Genomic DNA, 20,123 nt, shown 5'->3' on the forward strand with positions numbered 1-20,123 from the left:
GGGGGGGGGGGGGGGCGCCCCCCGGGCGGCCCCGGGCGGGGGGGGGGGGGGCGCCGCGGGGGGGGGGGGCGCGGGGCCCCCCCCCCCCCCCCCCGGGGGGGCGCCCCCCCGGGGGGGGGGGGGCCCGCCCCCGGCCCGTCAACTCCGTTCAGCCGTTCAGGAGATCAGCTCGATCTCCGCCAGCGTCGCGGCCTCGGCGCTCACCAGCCGGTACTTCGCGTAGGCCTTCGGCACCGCCACCGAGAACACCCGGGTCTGCTTGTCCCAGGCGAACGTCTGGCCGGACCGCTTGTCGAGGTCCTTCCAGGACTTCCCGTCGGCCGAGCCCTGGAGCACCCAGCCCTTCGGAGCCTTGGCCGCCGCGTCGGAGGTCAGCGTGTACTGCACCGCCTTCGTGCCCGCGGCCGCCGGCAGCTCCACCGACTCGACCGAGGCGGAGGTCGCGGAGGTGTTGTCGTAGAGCGCGCCGTCGCCCTTGAGCACGTCGCCCCTGGGTGCGGGCACCTTGTCGTCCTGGGTGATCGAGACCGGGGCCGCGTCCTTGCCCGTGCCCCACTTGGACGGCTCGGCGCCCATGTCGAACTCCAGGACGCCACCCTTGGCCAGCAGGTCGTGCGGGAGCGAAGTGGAGTTCCACTTCTTGCCGTTGACCTTCAGACCCTGGACGTAGATGTTCTTCGCGCTGTTCTTCGGCGCCTTGACGACCAGGTCGCGGCCGTTCTCCAGGTGCACCGTCGTCTTCGTGAAGAGCGGCGAGCCGATGGCGTACTCACCGCTGCCCATCACCAGCGGGTAGAAGCCGAGCGAGGAGAAGAGGAACCAGGCCGACTGCTCGCCGTTGTCCTCGTCGCCGTGGTAGCCCTGACCGATCTCGCTGCCGGTGTAGAGCCTGCCGAGGACCTCGCGCACCTTCTCCTGGGTCTTCCAGGGCTGCGACGCCGCGTCGTACATGTAGGTGGCGTGGTGCGCGACCTGGTTGCTGTGGCCGTACTGGCCCATCCGGACGTCGCGCGCCTCGGTCATCTCGTGGATCACGCCGCCGTACGAGCCGGTGAACTCGGGCCCGGCGGTCTCCGGAGTGGAGAAGTAGGTGTCCAGCTTCTTCGCCAGACCGTCACGGCCGCCGTAGAGGTTGGCCAGACCGCGGCTGTCCTGCGGCGCGGTGAAGGCGTAGCCCCAGCCGTTGGTCTCCGTGTAGTCGTAGCCCCAGACCCGCGGGTCGTACTGGTCCGAGGGCAGGCGCCAGTCGCCGTTCGGCTTCTTGCCCTGGAAGAAACCGGCCTTGTCGTCGAAGAGCTTGACGTAGTTCTGCGCCCGGTTGAGGAAGTACTCCGACTCCTCCTTGTAGCGCTGCTTCTTCGTCTTCGCGTAGAGGGCCTTGCCCATCTGCGCGATGCCGTAGTCGTTGAGGTAGCCCTCCAGCGACCAGGAGAGACCCTCGTGCGTCTCGGTGTTCGCGTAGCCGGTGAAGACCGAGGTCTCCATGCCCTTGCGGCCGACGCCCGACGACGGCGGAGTCACCGTGGCGTTCTTGACCGCCGCGTCGTACGCCGCTTCGGCGTCGAAGTCGACACCCTTGACGTACGCGTCGGCGAAGGCGACGTCGGAGCTGGTGCCGGTCATCAGGTCGGAGTAACCGGGGGAGGACCAACGGGAGATCCAGCCGCCGTCCTTGTACTGCTGGACGAAGCCGTCCACCATCTTCCCGGCCTGCTTCGGCGACAGGAAGGAGTACGCCGGCCACGTCGTCCGGTAGGTGTCCCAGAAGCCGTTGTTGACGTACACCTCACCCTTGACGATCTTCGCGCCGGTGTGGGTCGGGGTGTTCTCGCCGGTCTGCTTCGAGAACGGGGAGGCGTAGGTGGACTTCCCGTCGACCTGCTCGAAGCCGGAGTTCGGGTAGAGGTAGAGCCGGTAGAGGCTGGAGTAGAGCGTGGTCAGCTGGTCGGCGTTGGCGCCCTCCACCTCGACCTTGCCGAGGATCTTGTCCCAGGCGCGCTGGGCGTCCCGCTCCACCCGGTCGAAGGAGGTCTTCTCGGGCAGCTCCATGGCGAGGTTCTTCTTCGCCTGGTCCACGCTGATCAGGGAGGTGGCCAGCCGCAGGTTGACCGTGCGGTCCTTGCCGGCGTCGAAGCGGAAGAAGCCGGTCACGTCGTCACCGCCGCCACCCTTCAGCTTCCCGCTGTCGGTGACCGGGGCGTCGAAGGAGCCGTATACGAAGAGACGGGTGGCGCCGGTGGAGCCGCCGCTCTTGACGTCGGAGTAACCGGTGAAGGTGCCCGACTCCGCGTCGAGGGTGAGACCGCCGTCGTTGTTGACGTTGTCGAAGACGAGGCTCGCGTCGTCACCGGGGTAGGTGAACCGCATGCGGGCCGCGTGGTCGGTCGGCGTCATCTCGGCCTTGAGGCCGTTCTCGAACGTCACCCCGTAGTAGTGCGGCGTCGCCGTCTCGTTCTCGTGGCGGAAGGGCAGCGCACGGGCCGTGCGGGAGGCGTCCGGGGTACCGGAGGCCGCCGACGGCATCATCTGGAACGTCTGCCGGTCGCCCATCCAGGGGCTCGGCTCGTGGCTCGCGCCGAACGCCTGCAGCGTGGGCAGGTTGTCCTCGTTGTTGCCACGGGAGTAGTCGTACAGCCAGCTGGTCGAACCGGCGTTGGTCACCGGCGTCCAGAAGTTGAAGCCGTGCGGCACCGCGGTCGCCGGGAAGTTGTTGCCCCGGGAGAAGCCGCCGCTGGAGTTCGTCCCGCGGACGGTCGACGCGTAGTCCGACAGGTGCGCCTTGCGCTTCTCCGGAGCCTTGGGGGCGATGGAGATGTCGTCGATCCAGCCCTGGAACTTCGACGGCCCCTTCGGGGAGTCGTACGCCACCAGGATCCGGTCGACGGTCTTGCCGGCGGCGACCGTGCCGATCCGGGAGGAGACCTTGTTCCACTGGTTCACGTACAGCCGCTTGGCGTCGGCCTGGCCCTGCGGGGTGAGGAGCCCGCCGTGGCTGTCGGTGGCCTTCAGCTCGCTGAGGTACGTGCCGTCGGTGAAGGCGAGGTCCACCGCCACATGGGTCGCGGGGTAGTCGAGGTCCGTCTTCCCCATCTGCGGGTAGACCAGGTACGAGAGCTGGGTGTCCTTGGTGACGGCGGTGTCGACGTCGAAGACCTTGTTGTACGAGTAGGCGCGCCCGTCCGGCTTGTGCGTTCCGGCGTAGCGCAGCGCCTTCTTCCCGGTGAAGCCGGCGCCCTGCTTGGCGGTGGGCGAACCCGAGGGGCCCCGGTCCGCCTGGGTGCGCATGTCGTCGGGCGCCGGGGCGGAGGTGTCGCCGTCGGAGAACTGCACGTCCGCCAGCTGGACCGCGTCGGAGGCACCGTTGTTCTTGGTGATCTCCAGCCTGAAGTGCTGGTACGCGGTGTCCGTGGTGAAGTCGTACGACTTCGTCTGGAGCCGCTCCGAGAAGGTCTCGCCGGTGCGGGTGTCCAGGTCCGTCCAAGTCTTGCCGTCGGACGAGCCCTTCAGGGTCCAGTCTTTGGGGTCCCGCTCGTCGTGGTCGTTGGCCGACGTCAGCGCGTAGGTGACGACCTTCGTGGGCTCGGTGAGATCGAACTCGACCCAGCCCGTGGACTCGAAGGCCAGCCACTTGCTGCCGGAGTCGGCGTCGACCAGATTCTCCTTGCCCTCGCCGCCGCCGCTGTTCTCGTCGCTGGCGCGAAGGTCGGTGACCCGGTCGGTGACACTGCCGGGTATGCCGGCGGAGAAGCCGCCGTCGACACCCGCGGCGCGCTTCTTGCCGTCGGGGCCCTCCTCGACGGTGTTGCGCCAGTCCGGCTGCCTCTCGTCGGTCTCGAAGGAGGAACTGAAGGTCGTGTCGCCGGACGGCTTCCGGTCCGGGCCGGAGGGCTGTGCGAGGGCGGTGGCGGGGGCCGCCAGAGCCATGACGAGCGCGGCCGCGAGGACCGCGGTCGATCGGCCGTGTCTGTGGCGCGAGCCGTGCTGAGGACCGCGTAGAGGCTGCATACGGAGCCGTTCCTCCCGAGAACAAGCAGTGGACAACGTTGTCATTGTGGGGCGCGGGTACCAGTAGGGAGGCAAGTGGCGTGATGTGTCAAGGGTGTTGCGTGGTGTTGACGCCGACGATTCGACCGTATTGCGAAAAGTGGGGCTCATGCGCGGGCGCGCGTGCCGCGCAGGTGTCACTGAGGTCTCAACTCGGGAAAGACTGCCGCTCAACCCTGCATTCGATCTTGCTCAGTCGGCGGCAAGTGGACTATACCTGTCGGCGTCTGCACAGCCGCTTCACAACGGCGCGCGGGCGCGGGGGAGAACGGGACAGTTGTGGGCGCCGGAGCGTCTGCCGCGCGATTCCTTCCGGAAATCCTCCACTGCATCGAAAACCGGCATATCTGCACGACCCAAGCGCAACTGACTGCGGTGGCGGGGCCCTTCGCCCAGGCGAATTCCTCACGGGTGACCCGACACACCGCCTGAGTCCTGGAGAAGGCGAGGACTTGAGCATGGGATCCACCCCCGGCGTAGGCCATTGCGACCCGATCAAACGGAGCGCGACTGTCGCGCGGGCCGCAGCGACGGCGACCGCCTTTCCGACGTCACTCAGGTGATCACCATCGGTGCCGCTGAGCGGCTCCGAGACGACGGCTGAACGTCCTGATGCGCATCTCCTCCGACATCGCAGGCGGAGACCCACATCAGGACGCGCTCGAAGAGAAGTGCGGCATGCACGGGGCCAATCCGGCCCGGCAGCCGAACACGCAGCAAACCCGTAGAGATCCAATAGATCAGTGAGGACGCAGAGATGACCATTCGTGCCGGCTCTCTTGACAGGCGAACGCTCCTGCGCGGGGCGATCGCGACTGCAGCCATGGCTTCGTTCGCGGTTGCGTGTGGCTCTCCCTCCAGCAACGACAACGGTGGCGGCGGCTCCAAGGGCGAGAAGAGTGCCAAGAACCCGTTCGGCGTCGCCGAGAAGTCCAAGGTCGAGGCGGCCATCTTCGACGGCGGTTACGGCACCGACTACGTCGAGTTCGTCAACACGGTCATCGGGGCCCAGATCGCCGGCACCAAGGTTGATGTCAAGCCGGTCGTCGATATCGGCCCGGAGCTCCAGCCCCGCTTCGTCGGCGGCAACCCGCCGGACCTCATCGACAACTCCGGTGAGGACCAGATCGGCTTCCTGGGCATTCTCGACCAGCTCGAGGAGCTCGACGACGTCTTCGAGGCCAGCACCTACGAGGGCAAGAAGATCGCCGACATCGTCTACCCCGGCGTCAAGGACCCCGGCACGTTCAAGGACAAGTTCGTCGCGCTCAACTACGTGATGACGGTGTACGGCGTCTGGTACTCCAAGACGCTGTTCGAGGCGAACGGCTGGACCCCGCCGAAGACGTGGGACGAGGCGCTCGACCTCGGCCAGGCGGCGAAGAAGAAGGGCAAGTACCTCTTCGTCCACGGCAAGGAAGCGGCGACCTACTACCGGACGCTCCTGATCGACTCGGCGATCAAGGAGGGAGGCGACGAGGTCCGGATCGCGCTGGGGAACCTGGAGAAGGGCTGCTGGTCGCACCCGGCGGTCCAGGGGGTCATCAAGGTCATGGAGACCATGGTCAAGGAGAAGATGTTCGTCCCTGGCGGCTCCGGCACCCAGTTCCAGAAGGCGCAGGCGATCTGGAGCAACGACCAGAAGGCGCTGCTCTACCCGTCCGGTGGCTGGATCGAGAACGAGATGAAGGACGCCACCAAGGCCGACTTCCAGATGGCCGGCGTTCCGGCGATGACGCTCACGGACAAGCCGAAGATCCCCTACGAGGCGCTCCGTGCGGCCGCGGGTGAGCCGTTCATCGTTCCCAAGCAGGGCAAGAACCCGGCCGGCGGCAAGGAGGTCCTGCGGGCGATGCTGTCCGAGAAGGCGGCCGCCAACTTCTCCAAGACGAAGCTGGCCCCGACGATCGTCAAGGGCACCGTGCCCGCCGACGGTTACGGCTCCACTGCCCTCGTCTCGCAGACGAAGATGCTGGAGGCCGCGGGCGAGAACATCTTCAACTACACGTTCGTCGAGGCCTACGGCATGAACACCGACCAGCTGGTGCCGTGGAACTCGTTCCTCGCCGGCGACATCGACGGCAAGGGTCTGACCTCGGCTCTGCAGAAGATCTCCGACAAGATCCGGGAAGACGCCTCCATCGAGAAGATCAAGGTCAGCTAGTAGCGCGATGAGTGACACGATCACCAAATCCGAACCCACGAGCGGCCGGCTCAAGTCGGCCGCTCGCGGCGGGCGTCCAGGGCGCCGCAAACTCACCTTCGACCGGGTGACGTTCTTCCTCGCGTTCCTCGGTGTCCCGCTGGCGGTCTTCATCCTTTTCGTCCTGATGCCGTTCGTCCAGGCGATCTATTGGGCGATGACGGACTGGCGCGGCTTCAGCCCGGACTACAACTTCGTCGGGCTGGACAACTTCATCAAGATGTTCGAGGACGACATCTTCCTGAGGGCGTTGCGCAACGTGGCGCTGCTGGCGGCCGTCGTACCGCTGGTGACGTTGACGCTCGCCCTCGGGGTCGCGGTGGCCATCACGCTGGGCGGGCCCAGCAAGGGCCCCGTCCGGGGGATCCGGGGTGCGTCGTTCTACCGGATCATCTCGTTCTTCCCCTACGTCGTGCCGGCGATCATCGTCGGCCTGATCTGGGCGCAGATGTTCGACCCGAACGCCGGCCTGGTCAATGGCTTCCTCACCAAGATCGGCCTTGACGGCTTCGCGGCGTTCGCCTGGCTGGGCGAGGTCTCGACCGCCATGCCGTCCCTGATGTTCGTCTTCGTCTGGGGACTCGTCGGGTTCTACGCGGTGCTCTTCATCGCCGCGATCAAGGGAGTTCCCGCGGAACTGTACGAGGCGGCCAGGATCGACGGGGCCGGACGGCTTCGGACCACCATCTCGATCACCCTGCCGGGAATCCGGGACAGTGTGCAGACGGCGTACGTCTATCTCGGCATCGCCGCGCTGGACGCGTTCGTCTACGTACAGGCACTGTTGCCGAACGGCGGGCCGGCCAACTCGACCCTGACCATCAGCCAGCGGCTGTTCAACGTCGCCTTCGCGAAACAGCAGTTCGGATACGCCACCGCTATGGGTGTCGTCCTCGCGGTCGTCACCCTGGTGTTCGCGGCGCTGGTGTTCACCGTCTTCCGCCTGACCGGCGGTGGCGAGGGCAAAGAGAAAGCGCGTGGGTTCAAGGCTCGGCGTGCTGGAGCCAAGGGAGGTGCTCAGTGAGCGCCGTAACCGCCGATCGGAAACTGGTCAGAGTCACCTCGAACAGTGACCGTGTCTTCGCCACGATCTCGCACGTCCTGCTGGGCATATGGTCCGTGGTCGTGATCGTGCCCATGCTGTGGATTCTGATGTCGTCGTTCAAGTCGACCGGCGAGATCCTGTCGTCGCCCTTCTCGCTCCCGGACCACTGGAGGGTCGAGAACTACGCGAACGCGTGGACCGACGCGAACATCGGGAAGTACTTCCTGAATTCGGTGATCGTCGTTGTCTCCGGGTTGTTCCTGGTGATGTTGCTGGGTGCGATGTGCGCCTACATCCTGGCCAGGTTCCAGTTCCCGGGGCGCCGGCTGATCTACTACACGATGCTGGCCGGACTGACGTTCCCGGTCTTCCTGGCGATCGTGCCGCTGTTCTTCCAGTTGCAGAACTTCGGGTTGCTGAACACGCGTCTGGGACTGATCCTCACCTACGTCGCGTTCGCGCTGCCGTTCACGGTGTTCTTCCTCTATTCGTTCTTCCGGTCACTGCCGCATGACGTCTACGAGGCCGCGTTGATCGACGGTGCCGGTGACTGGCGGGCGTTCTTCCAGGTCATGCTGCCGATGGCCAGTCCGGGCATGGCAGCGGTGGCGATCTTCAACTTCCTGGGGCTGTGGAACCAGTTCCTGCTGCCGGTGGCGCTCAACACCGACCAGGACATGTGGGTCCTGACCCAGGGGATGGCCGCGTACGCGTCCTCGCAGGTCTACGACGTCGACTACGGTGCGCTGTTCGCGGCGATCGTGATCACGGTGGTGCCTGTACTGGTCGTGTACGTCATCTTCCAGCGCCGGATCGCCGGTTCGGTGTCACAGGGCACCTTCCGCTGACGCCCGGTCGGCCGGGTCGCTTCGCCGGTCCGCAGGCAGGCGCCATCACGTAATCGCTGCTCCCACCCCTTACACAGAGGCCGGGCCCCGGAGAGACAACTCTCCGGGGCCCGGCCTCTGTGTAAGGGGTGGGAGCCGATTTCCGTCAAGGGGTTGACGGCATAGGTATCCTCAGCGGAGCTTTGGAGTTCATAACTTGTACAAGGTTCGGTTACCCAGGGTGACGCGGGCCACGGATAAGGGTGGGTCAATGGAGACTCCGGGGTCGCAGACATCTCTGCATAGGGCCAACCTCGAGCGGGTCGTGCGTGCCGTAAGGATGGCAGGGTCGCTGACTCAGGCCGAGATCGCCAGGAGCACCGGGCTCTCCGCGGCCACCGTCTCCAACATCGTGCGTGAGCTGAAGGACGGCGGCACGGTCGAGGTGACCCCCACCTCGGCGGGTGGGCGCCGGGCCAGGAGCGTCTCTCTCAGCGGCGACGCCGGAATCGTCATCGGGGTCGACTTCGGTCACACGCACCTGCGGGTGGCCATCGGGAACCTCGCCCACCAGGTGCTGGCCGAGGAGTCCGAGCCGCTCGACGTGGACGCCTCCTCCGCCCAGGGCTTCGGCCGCGCCGAGCAGTTGGTGAACCGCCTGATCGAGAGCACCGGGATCAGCCCCGGCAAGGTCATCGGTGTGGGCCTCGGCGTACCGGGCCCCATCGACGTCGAGTCCGGCACCCTCGGCTCCACCTCGATCCTGCCGGGCTGGACGGGGATCAACCCCAGCCAGGAGCTCGCGGGCCGTCTCGGGGTGCCGGTCTACGTCGACAACGATGCCAACCTCGGGGCGCTCGGTGAGCTCGTCTGGGGCAGCGGCAGGGGCGTCAAGGACCTCGCGTACATCAAGGTCGCCAGCGGCGTCGGCGCCGGGCTGGTGATCGACGGGCACATCTACCGCGGCCCGGGCGGCACGGCCGGCGAGATCGGCCACATCACCCTGGACGAGTCGGGCCCCGTCTGCCGCTGCGGCAACCGCGGCTGCCTGGAGACCTTCACCGCCGCCCGGTACGTCCTGCCCCTGCTGAGACCGAGCCACGGCCCCGATCTCACCATGGAGCGGATGGTCCAGCTGGCCCGCGAGGGCGATCCCGGCTGCCGCAGGGTGATCGGTGACGTCGGCCGGCACATCGGCAGCGGCGTGGCCAACCTGTGCAACCTGCTCAACCCCAGCAGGGTCGTGCTCGGCGGCTCCCTGGCGGAGGCCGGAGAGCTCGTCCTGGGGCCCATCAGGGACTCCGTCTCGCGCTACGCCATCCCCAGTGCCGCACGGCAGCTCTCCGTGCTTCCTGGGGCCCTCGGGGGCCGTGCCGAGGTGCTCGGCGCACTGGCCCTCGTGCTGAGCGAGATGGGCGATTCAACCCTTTTGGAGAGCACGCTCCCCGGGGCCACTCCTGCCTTCACTTAGATAACGAATGGCACCGTTGTCATCTCGTTAAGAATTTACTCCTTGACGCCGCCCCTGCGGCCGAGTTGACTTCCAGCCACCTCGGCCGCAACGTCGCGGCCTCGTCAGGGAGGTTCGAAATGAACACGCGTATGCGTCGTGCCGCCGTTGCCGTTGCCGCCACCACCATGGCCGTCTCGCTCGCGGCCTGTGGAAGTGCCAAGGAGTCCGGCGACAAGGCCGGTTCCGACTCGGCGAAGAAGGGCGACGATCTCAAGATCGGTCTGCTCCTCCCCGAGAACGTCACGGCTCGTTACGAGAAGTTCGACAAGCCGATCATCGAGAAGAAGGTCAGCGAGCTGACCGGCGGCAAGGCGGAGGTCACCTACGCCAACGCCAAGCAGGACGCCACGCTGCAGGCGCAGCAGGTCGACACCATGATCACGAACAAGGTCGACGCGCTGATCATCGACGCGGTGGACGCCAAGGCCATCGAGAACAGCGTGAAGAAGGCCAAGGACGCCGGCATCCCCGTCGTCGCCTTCGACCGCCTCGCCGAGGGCCCGATCGACGCCTACACCTCGTTCGACAACGAAGAGGTCGGCCGCGTGCAGGGCAAGGCCCTCCTCGAGGCCCTGGGCGACGCCGCCAAGCCCACCATCGTGATGATGAACGGCTCGATCACCGACCCGAACGCCGCCCTCTTCAAGAAGGGCGCCAAGTCGGTCCTCGACGGCAAGGTGACGTACGGCAAGGAGTACGACACCAAGGAGTGGAAGCCGGAGAACGCCAACGCCAACATGGAGGGCGCGATCACGGCCCTCGGCAAGGACAAGATCGCCGGCGTCTACTCCGCCAACGACGGCATGGCGGGCGGCATCATTCAGGCCCTCAAGTCGGCCGGGCTCTCCAAGCTCCCGCCGGTCACCGGCCAGGACGCCGAACTCGCCGGTGTGCAGCGCATCGTCAGCGGTGAGCAGTTCATGAGCGTCTACAAGTCCTACCCGCAGGAGGGCATCGTCGCCGCGGAGATGGCCGTCGCGCTCGCCAAGGGCGAGAAGCTCGACACCATCGCCACGTCCAAGGTCGACAACGCCGGCACCAAGGGCATCGCCACCGTCCTCGTCCCGGTCGTCTCGCTGACCAAGGACAACATCAAGGACACCGTCATCAAGGACGGCATCTGGAAGCTCGACGAGATCTGCACGGCCAAGTACAAGGCCGCCTGCACCTCCGCCGGCCTGCAGTAGCCCCCCCGACCGTCCGGCCCGCCCCGTAGGGGACGGGGCCGGGCGGCCACCCGGAAGCCTGTCCGGCGTCCTGCCCACCAACTGTCCCGCTGCCGGGCGGGGCGCCGGACGGAACGCTTCCGCTGTTTCTCACTCTTCTGCTCAACCACCGCGCCTCCCCCCAGGCGCGGTATCCCCGCCGGGTCAGGCGGCGAAGGAGATGGTTCACGTGTCCGCTACGCCCGTGTTGGCGTTGCGAGGGGTCTCGAAGCGATTCGGTGCCGTCCAGGCGCTCACCGACGTCGAGCTCGAGATCCACGCCGGCGAGGTGGTCGCCCTGGTGGGTGACAACGGCGCAGGTAAGTCAACGCTGGTCAAGACGATCGCCGGGGTGCACCCCATCGATGACGGTGTCATCGAGTGGGACGGCCGGCCCGTCCAGATCAACAAGCCGCACGACGCCCAGGGCCTGGGCATCGCCACGGTCTACCAGGACCTCGCGCTCTGCGACAACATCGATGTCGTCGGCAACCTCTACCTCGGCAGGGAGCTCCGCAAGTTCGGGATCCTCGACGAGGTCGAGATGGAGCGCCGCTCGCGCGAGCTCCTCAGCACTCTGTCGATCCGCATCCCCAGCGTCCGGATCCCGATCGCCTCGCTCTCCGGCGGTCAGCGCCAGACCGTCGCCATCGCGCGTTCGATGCTGGGCGAGCCCAAGCTCGTGATCCTCGACGAGCCCACCGCCGCGCTCGGCGTCGAGCAGACCGCCCAGGTCCTCGACCTCGTCGAGCGGCTGCGTGAGCGCGGTCACGCGGTCATCCTCATCAGCCACAACATGGCCGATGTGAAGGCCGTCGCCGACAAGGTCGCCGTGCTCCGGCTGGGCCGGAACAACGGGGTCTTCGACGTGAAGACCACCTCGCAGGAAGAGATCATCTCCGCCATCACGGGTGCCACGGAGAATGCCGTGACCCGTCGTGCGGCGCGCAACGCGGAGGCCCAGAAGTGACGACCACCGACAAGAAGTCCACCGCAGTGGTCAACCCGGAGGCGGCCAAGGGCGCCGACATCGCGGTCGACCCCCGCCTCCTCGTGCGCGAGCAGGGCTTCGCCGGATACCTCAGCGAGTTCAAGCGGAAGATGCGCGGCGGTGACCTCGGCTCGATCCCCGTGATCATCGGCCTGATCATCATCTGCGTGGTCTTCCAGAGCCTGAACTCCGAGTTCCTCTCCGCGAAGAACGTCAGCGACATCGCCGTGACGATGGTGGCCACCGGCATGATGGCCGTCGGCATCATCTTCGTGCTGCTGCTCGGCGAGATCGACCTCTCGGTCGGCTCCGTCAGTGGTGTCGCCGGCGCCGTCGTCGCCGTGCTCAGCGTCACACACGGGATGAACGAGTGGCTCGCCGTCGTCGTCGCGATAGCCAGCGGCGCGGTCATCGGAGCCATCCACGGCTTCTTCTTCGCACGGATAGGCGCCCCCGCCTTCGCCGTCACCCTCGCCGGCCTGCTGTTCTGGCTGGGCTTCATGCTCCAGCTGCTCGGCGACACCGGCACCATCAACCTCGACAGCGACGGCGTGGTCGGCAACCTGACCACGTACTACTTCTCGGACGTCGCCGCCGCCTACGGCCTCGCGGCCGTCGCGGTGATCGGCTACTTCCTCTCCGCGTTCCTCGACACCCGCCGCCGTGAGGCTGCCGGTGTCCCCTCGCGGCCGGTCGTCGACATCGTCGTGCGCACCGTGATCCTCGCGCTGTTCTCCTTCGGCGCGGCGTTCATGTTCAACCAGTACCGCGGTCTGCCGCTGGCCCTGGTCCTCTTCCTCATCGTGCTGGTCGGTACGGACTTCGTCCTGCGCCGCACCTCCTACGGCCGGAAGATCTTCGCGCTCGGCGGCAGCGTCGAGGCGTCCCGCCGCGCGGGCATCAACGTCACCGCCATCCGCATCTCGGTCTTCTCCATCGCCGGCACCTTCGCGGCGATCGGCGGCCTCTTCTGGGCCTCCAAGATCGCCGCGGCCAACCAGGGCTCCGGCGGCGGTGACCTCCTGATGAACGTCATCGCGGCGGCCGTCATCGGCGGCACCAGCCTCTTCGGCGGCCGCGGCCGCACCTGGAACGCGCTGCTCGGTGTCATGGTGATCGTCTCGATCCAGTACGGCCTCGCCCTGGAGGGCATCGCCACGCCGATCAACTACATGATCACCGGCGCCGTCCTCCTCATCACGGTCGTGATCGACTCCATCACCCGCAAGACGCAGAAGACCGCAGGCCGCGCCTGACCGTCGCACCCGCACGCCTGTGCCCGGCATCGTCCGTGATGCCGGGCACAGGCGCGTCCGGCGGTACCAGCGCGACGTGGCGCGATGCGCCGCCCGATGACCGGGCCCGTCGGCGGAACATTAGACTCATCGGATCGACACGCTCGACCAGCTCACAAGCAAGGAGGCACGGGTGGACCTGCTGACCCGCATCAGGGGACCGCGCGACCTGGACCGGCTCGGCCTCGAGCAGCTCGACCAGCTCGCCGGCGAGATCCGGACCTTCCTCGTCGAGGAGGTGTCCAAGACCGGCGGCCACCTCGGCCCGAACCTGGGTGTGGTCGAGCTGACCATCGCCCTGCACCGCGTCTTCGAGTCCCCGCAGGACAAGGTCCTCTTCGACACCGGCCACCAGAGCTACGTGCACAAGCTGCTCACCGGCCGGCAGGACTTCTCGAAGCTCAAGAGCAAGGGCGGACTCTCCGGATACCCGTCCCGCGCCGAGTCCGAGCACGACGTCATCGAGAACTCGCACGCCTCGACCGTCCTCGGCTGGGCCGACGGCCTCGCCAAGGCCAACGAGATCCGCGGCAAGGACGACCACGTCGTCGCCGTCATCGGTGACGGAGCGCTCACCGGCGGTATGGCCTGGGAAGCGCTGAACAACATCGCCGCCGCCAAGGACCGCCCCCTCGTGATCGTCGTCAACGACAACGAGCGTTCCTACGCGCCGACCATCGGCGGTCTCGCGAACCACCTCGCCACGCTGCGCACCACCGACGGCTACGAGCGGTTCCTGGCCCGCGGCAAGGACATCCTGGAGCGCACGCCGGTCGTCGGCAAGCCGCTCTACGAGACCCTGCACGGAGCCAAGAAGGGCCTCAAGGACTTCATCGCCCCGCAGGGCATGTTCGAGGACCTCGGCCTGAAGTACGTCGGCCCCATCGACGGTCACGACATCGAGGCCCTGGAGTCCGCGCTGCAGCGGGCCAAGCGCTTCGGCGGCCCCGTCATCGTGCACTGCCTCACCGAGAAGGGACGCGGCTACACCCCCGCCCTGGAGGACGAGGCGGACCGCTTCCACGCGGTCGGCAAGATCCACCCGGACACCGGTCTGCCCATCTCGACCTCGGGCCTCGACTGGACCTCGGTCTTCGGTGAGGAGATGGTCAAGCTCGGCCACGAGCGCGAGGACATCGTCGCCATCACCGCGGCGATGCTCCAGCCTGTCGGCCTCGGCAAGTTCGAGGAGGCGTTCCCGGAGCGGATCTACGACGTCGGGATCGCCGAGCAGCACGGCGCGGTCTCCGCGGCGGGCCTGGCCACCGGCGGCCTGCACCCCGTCTTCGCGGTCTACGCGACCTTCCTCAACCGCGCCTTCGACCAGGTGCTGATGGACGTCGCGCTCCACAAGTGCGGAGTGACGTTCGTCCTGGACCGGGCGGGCGTGACCGGCACGGACGGGGCGTCGCACAACGGCATGTGGGACATGTCGATCCTCCAGTGCGTGCCTACCCTGCGCATCGCCGCCCCGCGCGACGCCGACCAGGTCCGCGCCCAGCTGCGCGAGGCCGTCGCCGTGGACGACGCACCGACCGTCGTCCGCTTCTCCAAGGGTGCGGTCGGCCCCGCCGTCAATGCGGTCGGGACCGTGGGCGGCATGGACGTCCTGCGCGCGGCCGGTTCGGAGAAGCCCGACGTACTGCTGGTGTCCGTCGGAGCCCTCGCCCCGATGTGCCTGGAGATCGCCGCGCTCCTGGACGCCCAGGGCATCTCCACCACCGTCGTCGACCCCCGCTGGGTCAAGCCCGTCGACGAGGCACTCGCCCCGCTCGCCGCGGAGCACCGGGTCGTCGTCACCGTCGAGGACAACAGCAGGGCCGGCGGTGTCGGCTCCGCCGTCGCGCAGGCGCTGCGCGACGCCGGTGTTGACGTACCGCTGCGCGACTTCGGCATCCCGCCGGTCTTCCTGGACCACGCGTCGCGCGGCGAGGTCATGGCCGAGATCGGGCTGACCGCACCGGACATCGCGCGCCAGGTCACCGGCCTGGTGGCCAAGCTGGACGGCCGGTACGAGAGCCGGACCGCGGAGCCCGTCCGCGACTGATCCGCGCACAGCGACGGGCCGGCCGGACCACCCCACTCGGGTGGTCCGGCCGGCCCATTCGTGTGAAACCGGGATGTACCGTGCCTTCGCGGGCATGGTGGGGCTGCCGGTTCCGAATCATGGCGTGCACGACGAGTGCGTGGAGGTACGCCGGTGAGCACGCAGCATGACACGCCCCCCAGCAGAGAGGGGCTGTTCCGGACCAAGACGGTCGAGCAGTCCATCCGCGACACGGAAGAACCGGAGCACGCGCTCAAGAAGTCCCTTTCCGCTCTCGACCTCACGGTCTTCGGCGTGGGTGTCATCATCGGCACCGGGATCTTCGTCCTCACAGGCAAGGTGGCCAAGGAGACCGCGGGTCCCGCCACCGCCCTCGCCTTCGTCGCCGCCGGCATCGTCTGCGCCCTCGCCGCGCTCTGCTACGCGGAGTTCGCCTCCACCGTCCCGGTGGCAGGATCGGCGTACACCTTCGCGTACGCCTCCCTCGGCGAGCTGGTCGCGTGGATCATCGGCTGGGACCTGGTGCTGGAGTTCGCCCTCGGAACCGCGGTGGTGGCGGTCGGGTGGTCCGGCTACGTCCGCTCGCTCATGGACAACATCGGCTGGACGATGCCCGAGGTGCTCTCCGGCCCCGATGTGGCGAGCGGCTTCGGCTTCGACATCCTGGCGTTCGCCCTGGTCCTGCTCCTGACCGTCATCCTGGTGCTCGGGATGAAGCTCTCCGCGAGGGTGACCACGGTCGTGGTGGCGATCAAGATCGCCGTCGTGCTGATCGTCATCGTCGCGGGGATGTTCTTCATCGACGCGTCCAACTGGTCGCCCTTCATCCCCGAAGCCCAGAAGCAGGAGGGCGGATCGGGTCTGGACGCCCCCATGGTCCAGCTGATCTTCGGCTACGAACCGACGAACTTCGGCGTCATGGGCATCTTCACCGCCGCCTCGATCGTCTTCTTCGCCTTCATCGGCTTCGACGTCGTGGCCACCGCGGCCGAGGAGACCAAGCTCCCGCAGCGGGACATGCCGCGCGGCATCCTCGCCTCGCTCGTGATCTGCACCCTGCTGTACGTCGCCGTGTCGATCGTCGTCACCGGGATGCAGAACTACTCCGAACTCTCCGTCAGCGCACCTCTGGCCGACGCCTTCAAGGCGGTCGGGCACCCCTTCTACGCGGGTGTCATCAGCTTCGGCGCCGCGGTCGGCCTCACCACGGTCTGCATGATCCTGCTGCTCGGCCAGACCCGGGTGTTCTTCGCGATGAGCCGTGACGGCCTGCTCCCGCGGTTCTTCTCCAGGACGCACCCCCGGTTCGGCACCCCGTACCGCCCGACGATCCTCCTCGGCGTGATCATCGCGATCGTGGCCGGCTTCACCAGCATCAACGAGCTGGCCACTCTGGTGAACATCGGGACGCTCTTCGCGTTCGTGGTCGTGGCGCTCGGCGTCATCGTGCTGCGCCGCACCCGCCCCGAACTGCACCGCGCCTTCCGCACCCCGTGGGTGCCGGTGCTCCCGATCGTCTCGGTGGCCGCCTCGGTCTGGCTGATGCTCAACCTGCCGGCGGAGACCTGGCTGCGGTTCGGGATCTGGATGGCGATCGGGGTCCTGGTCTACTTCCTCTACGGGCGCAGGAACAGCCGTATGGCGAAGCGCGTCTGAGGGGGAGTGAGAACCGGAGGCGCCCCCTTGTCGGGCGGGGCCTCCGGACAGCCCTACCGCGACGGCGGGACGGGCCGTACCGTGCGCGGGCCTGTGCAGTGGGCTCCGTACGCCTCGACCCGCCGCCGCAGCGCCCGATCCGCCGTGACGACGACACAGGCCCGGCGTACACCATGGGCGGCGGCGGCCAACTCGGCGATCAGGTCGTCCCCGCTGCCCGGCGCCGCCTCAACGCGTACCCCGGGGACGGACGAGACCCCGCGCGCGGCGCCCTCCACCACCAGGGCGAGTTCGACCGGGCCCGGATGGCCCGGCAGCCCCGTCTCGGCGTACGGGACGAGGGAGTCCCGCAGCCGTTCGGCCGCTCCGTGCCGGTCCAGCCACCATCGGTCGGGTACGGACCCGACGACGTTGGCGGCGTCGACGATCACCAGGGTCCGTGCGTCCGTCATCCGTTCGTCCATCCCCGAAGGATGCCCGCTCAGCCGCCGGTGGCCGGGGACTTCTTCGCCGACTCCGGGATCGTGCCGTCCGTGCGGATCGCCTTCCAGAGGGTGCCGGCCTGCGGCTCGGCGGCGACCACGCGGTTCGGGTCCTGCTTGTCGTAGGCGACGGGCAGCATGATCGTCTCCATGGAGGATGGATCGACACCGTTCATCGAGCGGGCGAACTCGGCCAGCGAGGTCAGCGAGGCGAGACCCTCGTCGGTGGTGAGCGACTTGGTGGCGGAGTTGGCGATCTTGTAGGTGTCGGTCGGACTGCCCAGCAGGTCCTGCGACTTGATCTCCGTCAGCAGGGCCAGCAGGAACTGCTGCTGGAGCCCGATGCGGCCCAGGTCGCTGCCGTCGCCGATGCCGTGCCGGGTGCGTACGTAGGCGAGGGACTCGGTGCCGTTCAGCTTGTGGGTACCCGCGGTCAGGTCCAGGCCCGAGGCGCTGTCCTTGATCGGTTCCTCGACGTCGACGGTGACACCGCCTATCGCGTCCACCAGGTCCTTGAAGCCGGCGAAGTTGATCTCCAGGTAGTGGTCGATCCTCACGCCGGACATCTTCTCGACGGTCTTCACCACGCAGGACGGACCCACCTGCGAGTAGACGGAGTTGAACATGACCCGCTCCGCGGACGCCATCTTCGAGCCGTCGGCCTTGACGCACTCGGGCCGGGTGACCAGGGTGTCGCGCGGGATGGAGACCGCGGTGGCCCGGGTGCGGCCCTCGGGTATGTGCACCACCAGCGCGGTGTCGGACCGGGCCCCGCCGACCGCGCCGCCCCCGCCCAGCTCCTTGTTCTCCGCTCCCGCGCGGGAGTCGGAACCGAGCACGAGCAGGTTCTGGCCGCTGGTGGGAAGCTTCTCGGGCCGGTCCTCACCGAGGGCCTTGTCGATGTCGACACCCTTGATGTTGCCGTCCAGGTCCTGGTACATCCAGTACGCCGTGCCGCCGCCCGCGAGCAGGAGCACGACGAGCACTCCGAGGGTGATCTTGAGGCCGCGGCGGCGCTTGCGGGGCCCCTGTCTGCGCTTCCGTCCACCGCCATGAGACGCCGAACGGCCTTCGTGCGTGTCCTGGGAGATGGCGTCGTGACTCATCCGAGTCCTCAAATCTCGAGGCCCTGGCGGGCTGTGGATTGCGTGGGACTCGGGTGGGGGGTGTGGCCGGTCCGTGTGTGCATGACTGAGCGTGCACTATAGAACAGACGATCGTGCGTATGGGTGTTTGGTCTTGAAAACGTAACTCGCGCCACCCGGCCTGTCGTTCGCCGGGGCTCCATGACCGATCGCCCACGGTCGGGCTTGGCGCACCGCGGGCGTGACACCGGACGGCGGGCCGCTATCGCTGACCGGACCGGCCGGATCGGGCAAACTGACGCCGAGCATATGATGTTGTCGGCCCTGTGTGGGCAGGATGAAGAACCGGTGAAGCGGAGAGGGTGTTACTGGTCATGCGGAGAAGAGGATCCGACTCCGCGAGCAGTGCTTCCGTTCTCGCGCCGCCGGCCGGGCGCCGGGAAGTCCGCGGAGCTCCCCGGGGCCGCTGGGTGCTGCTCGGCAAGGACGGCAGGCTCACCCTCTACACCCGCACGGATGGCGGTCTGCTGCGCTGGACGCAGCGCACCGCGGGTGGGGATCGCTGGGACGGTCCGGTCCTCGTCCCTGTCGCTGACCTGACCGACATCGCCATTGTCCAGGGCGCCGACTCGTACGTGCACTTCCTCGGGCGGCGCGAGCGTCGTGGTCCCGCCGGGCCGAACGTGGACTTCGTGCACGCCGTGCAGTATCAGACCGGCCGGCCCGTCACCGAATGGCGTTCCCTCGGCAATTTCCACCGCGACCAGGAGGCGGGCCTGAAGGTCGGTGCGCCGGCGGGTGCCGTCGATGCCCAGGGGGCGGTCTACGTCTTCGTGCGGAACGCGGGCGGGGGCCTGCAGATGCGCCGGGAGGGGAAGGGGGGCAAGTGGGGCGCCTGGCAGGACCTGAAAGGCTCCGGGCTCGCCGCCGACCTCGTGCCGTCGGTGACCGCGAGCGGCCTCGTCGAGGTCTTCGCGACCAGTGATCGCGGGGCCCAGCAGTGGCGTCAGGACGACCCGGACGGGCCCCTGCGGAGTACCAGGACCCCCTTGCAGTTCTACGCCGTGGAGGGCTCCGTGGCGGCACTGGAGACGGCACCGGACCGCTTCACCTACTACTGGACCGACGCGAACACCGCGGGTGTCGTCGCCTATCGGGCGGGGGGTTGGCCCGTGCCTGTGGGCGGGTACCCCGGAGACGGCGCCGTGGTGGCGCTGCGTACTCGCCTCGACGGCTACGACTGCACTGTTCTCGCGCAGCGCGGGGCGGGCGGAAGTCTGCTGATCGGCGTCTGTGGCACCGAGGCGGAGCAGGGCGGTGTCTGGTGGTCGGACACCACGCAGGAGTGCGTGGGCGATCCCGCGCTGGCGCTCGACGGGCACGGTCGTGTCGTCGTGGCGGTCCGGGGGCGGGACGGCTCGGTGTCCGTCACCAGGCAGGAATCGGGGCCGGGACTCACGCTCTCGCCGCACTGGCACCGGCTGACCTGAGAGCCTCCTCGAGGCGCAGAAGTCGCTCGTACTTCACCTCGATTTCATGCTCCGTTCTCGTGTACTTGTAAAAGGTTGTACGAGTTTCCGGTGGGATTCATCACGGGTGCACGCCGGATATGTCCACTTTTTTGGCTGGACACTGATCGGCTCTTTATGTGAAGGTTCTGTGACCTGCTCGTGAGTGAGCGGAGGTGACTGTTCTGTGAGCGGTCGCAATGGGGGATGACAGGTTTCGGT

Annotated in this window: 13 protein-coding genes; 10 read left to right on the top strand and 3 right to left on the bottom strand. The window is 67.8% G+C overall.

The annotated features are described in order from the left end of the window. Nucleotides 1–156: 156 nt before the first annotated feature. Nucleotides 157–4,005 carry a GH92 family glycosyl hydrolase gene (locus tag ACGFNN_RS15980; RefSeq protein WP_393556280.1) on the bottom strand — a complete coding sequence of 1,283 codons (3,849 nt, stop codon included), beginning with the start codon at nucleotides 4,003–4,005 and terminating at the stop codon, nucleotides 157–159. 862 nt (nucleotides 4,006–4,867) lie between these two features. On the opposite strand from ACGFNN_RS15980, the gene ngcE reads away from it, so the two are divergent. From ngcE to ACGFNN_RS16025, 9 genes are all read left to right on the top strand, one after another. Further along, nucleotides 4,868–6,208: an N-acetylglucosamine/diacetylchitobiose ABC transporter substrate-binding protein gene (gene ngcE, locus ACGFNN_RS15985; protein WP_393556282.1), complete on the top strand. Its 1,341-nt coding sequence runs from the start codon at nucleotides 4,868–4,870 to the stop codon at nucleotides 6,206–6,208. 7 nt (nucleotides 6,209–6,215) lie between these two features. Then, nucleotides 6,216–7,271, top strand: coding sequence for a carbohydrate ABC transporter permease (locus tag ACGFNN_RS15990; RefSeq protein ID WP_393556284.1), 1,056 nt, complete (start codon nucleotides 6,216–6,218; stop codon nucleotides 7,269–7,271). Beyond that, complete coding sequence (locus ACGFNN_RS15995) at nucleotides 7,268–8,140, top strand: carbohydrate ABC transporter permease (RefSeq protein ID WP_393556286.1); 873 nt, start codon at nucleotides 7,268–7,270, stop codon at nucleotides 8,138–8,140. Before ACGFNN_RS15990 ends, ACGFNN_RS15995 begins: the two co-directional genes overlap by 4 nt. Before the next feature lie 250 nt (nucleotides 8,141–8,390). After that, a complete protein-coding gene (locus ACGFNN_RS16000) occupies nucleotides 8,391–9,590 on the top strand; it encodes an ROK family transcriptional regulator (RefSeq protein ID WP_362554940.1) in 1,200 nt (399 codons plus the stop codon). 119 nt (nucleotides 9,591–9,709) lie between these two features. Beyond that, nucleotides 9,710–10,819, top strand: a complete 1,110-nt coding sequence (locus ACGFNN_RS16005; RefSeq protein WP_393556288.1) for a sugar ABC transporter substrate-binding protein — start codon at nucleotides 9,710–9,712, stop codon at nucleotides 10,817–10,819. Nucleotides 10,820–11,018: 199 nt separating this feature from the next. Next, nucleotides 11,019–11,807: an ATP-binding cassette domain-containing protein gene (locus ACGFNN_RS16010; protein WP_365529075.1), complete on the top strand. Its 789-nt coding sequence runs from the start codon at nucleotides 11,019–11,021 to the stop codon at nucleotides 11,805–11,807. Next, entirely contained in the window at nucleotides 11,804–13,084 is a 1,281-nt protein-coding gene (locus ACGFNN_RS16015; RefSeq protein ID WP_393556290.1) for a sugar ABC transporter permease, read from the top strand. Before ACGFNN_RS16010 ends, ACGFNN_RS16015 begins: the two co-directional genes overlap by 4 nt. Nucleotides 13,085–13,256: 172 nt before the next feature. Next, a complete protein-coding gene (gene dxs, locus ACGFNN_RS16020; RefSeq protein ID WP_393556292.1) occupies nucleotides 13,257–15,170 on the top strand; it encodes a 1-deoxy-D-xylulose-5-phosphate synthase in 1,914 nt (637 codons plus the stop codon). Nucleotides 15,171–15,323: 153 nt separating this feature from the next. After that, nucleotides 15,324–16,826 carry an amino acid permease gene (locus tag ACGFNN_RS16025; RefSeq protein ID WP_393556294.1) on the top strand — a complete coding sequence of 501 codons (1,503 nt, stop codon included), beginning with the start codon at nucleotides 15,324–15,326 and terminating at the stop codon, nucleotides 16,824–16,826. 53 nt (nucleotides 16,827–16,879) lie between these two features. On the opposite strand, the gene ACGFNN_RS16030 is transcribed toward ACGFNN_RS16025, so the two are convergent. Both ACGFNN_RS16030 and ACGFNN_RS16035 read right to left on the bottom strand, forming a co-directional pair. Beyond that, on the bottom strand, nucleotides 16,880–17,278 hold the full coding sequence (locus tag ACGFNN_RS16030; RefSeq protein WP_393556296.1) for an NTP pyrophosphohydrolase: 399 nt from the start codon (nucleotides 17,276–17,278) through the stop codon (nucleotides 16,880–16,882). A 29-nt stretch (nucleotides 17,279–17,307) separates the two neighbouring features. After that, nucleotides 17,308–18,414, bottom strand: coding sequence for an LCP family protein (locus ACGFNN_RS16035; RefSeq protein ID WP_393556298.1), 1,107 nt, complete (start codon nucleotides 18,412–18,414; stop codon nucleotides 17,308–17,310). Between the two features lie 449 nt (nucleotides 18,415–18,863). Between ACGFNN_RS16035 and ACGFNN_RS16040 the strand changes: the two genes are divergently transcribed. Beyond that, nucleotides 18,864–19,883 (top strand): hypothetical protein, encoded by a 1,020-nt coding sequence (locus ACGFNN_RS16040; protein WP_393556300.1) that lies wholly within the window; start codon nucleotides 18,864–18,866, stop codon nucleotides 19,881–19,883. Nucleotides 19,884–20,123 lie beyond the last annotated feature (240 nt).

Origin of the sequence: Streptomyces sp. NPDC048590, assembly GCF_043199535.1 — a bacterium.
In the GTDB taxonomy this organism is placed as follows: domain Bacteria; phylum Actinomycetota; class Actinomycetes; order Streptomycetales; family Streptomycetaceae; genus Streptomyces.

Coding starts and splice junctions, on each gene's coding strand:
- ACGFNN_RS15980 (WP_393556280.1), bottom strand. CDS start 4,005: ATGCAGCCTCTACGCGGTCCTCAGCACGGCTCGCGCCACAGACACGGC.
- ngcE (WP_393556282.1), top strand. CDS start 4,868: ATGGCTTCGTTCGCGGTTGCGTGTGGCTCTCCCTCCAGCAACGACAAC.
- ACGFNN_RS15990 (WP_393556284.1), top strand. CDS start 6,216: ATGAGTGACACGATCACCAAATCCGAACCCACGAGCGGCCGGCTCAAG.
- ACGFNN_RS16000 (WP_362554940.1), top strand. CDS start 8,391: ATGGAGACTCCGGGGTCGCAGACATCTCTGCATAGGGCCAACCTCGAG.
- ACGFNN_RS16005 (WP_393556288.1), top strand. CDS start 9,710: ATGAACACGCGTATGCGTCGTGCCGCCGTTGCCGTTGCCGCCACCACC.
- ACGFNN_RS16010 (WP_365529075.1), top strand. CDS start 11,019: ATGGTTCACGTGTCCGCTACGCCCGTGTTGGCGTTGCGAGGGGTCTCG.
- ACGFNN_RS16030 (WP_393556296.1), bottom strand. CDS start 17,278: ATGACGGACGCACGGACCCTGGTGATCGTCGACGCCGCCAACGTCGTC.
- ACGFNN_RS16035 (WP_393556298.1), bottom strand. CDS start 18,414: ATGAGTCACGACGCCATCTCCCAGGACACGCACGAAGGCCGTTCGGCG.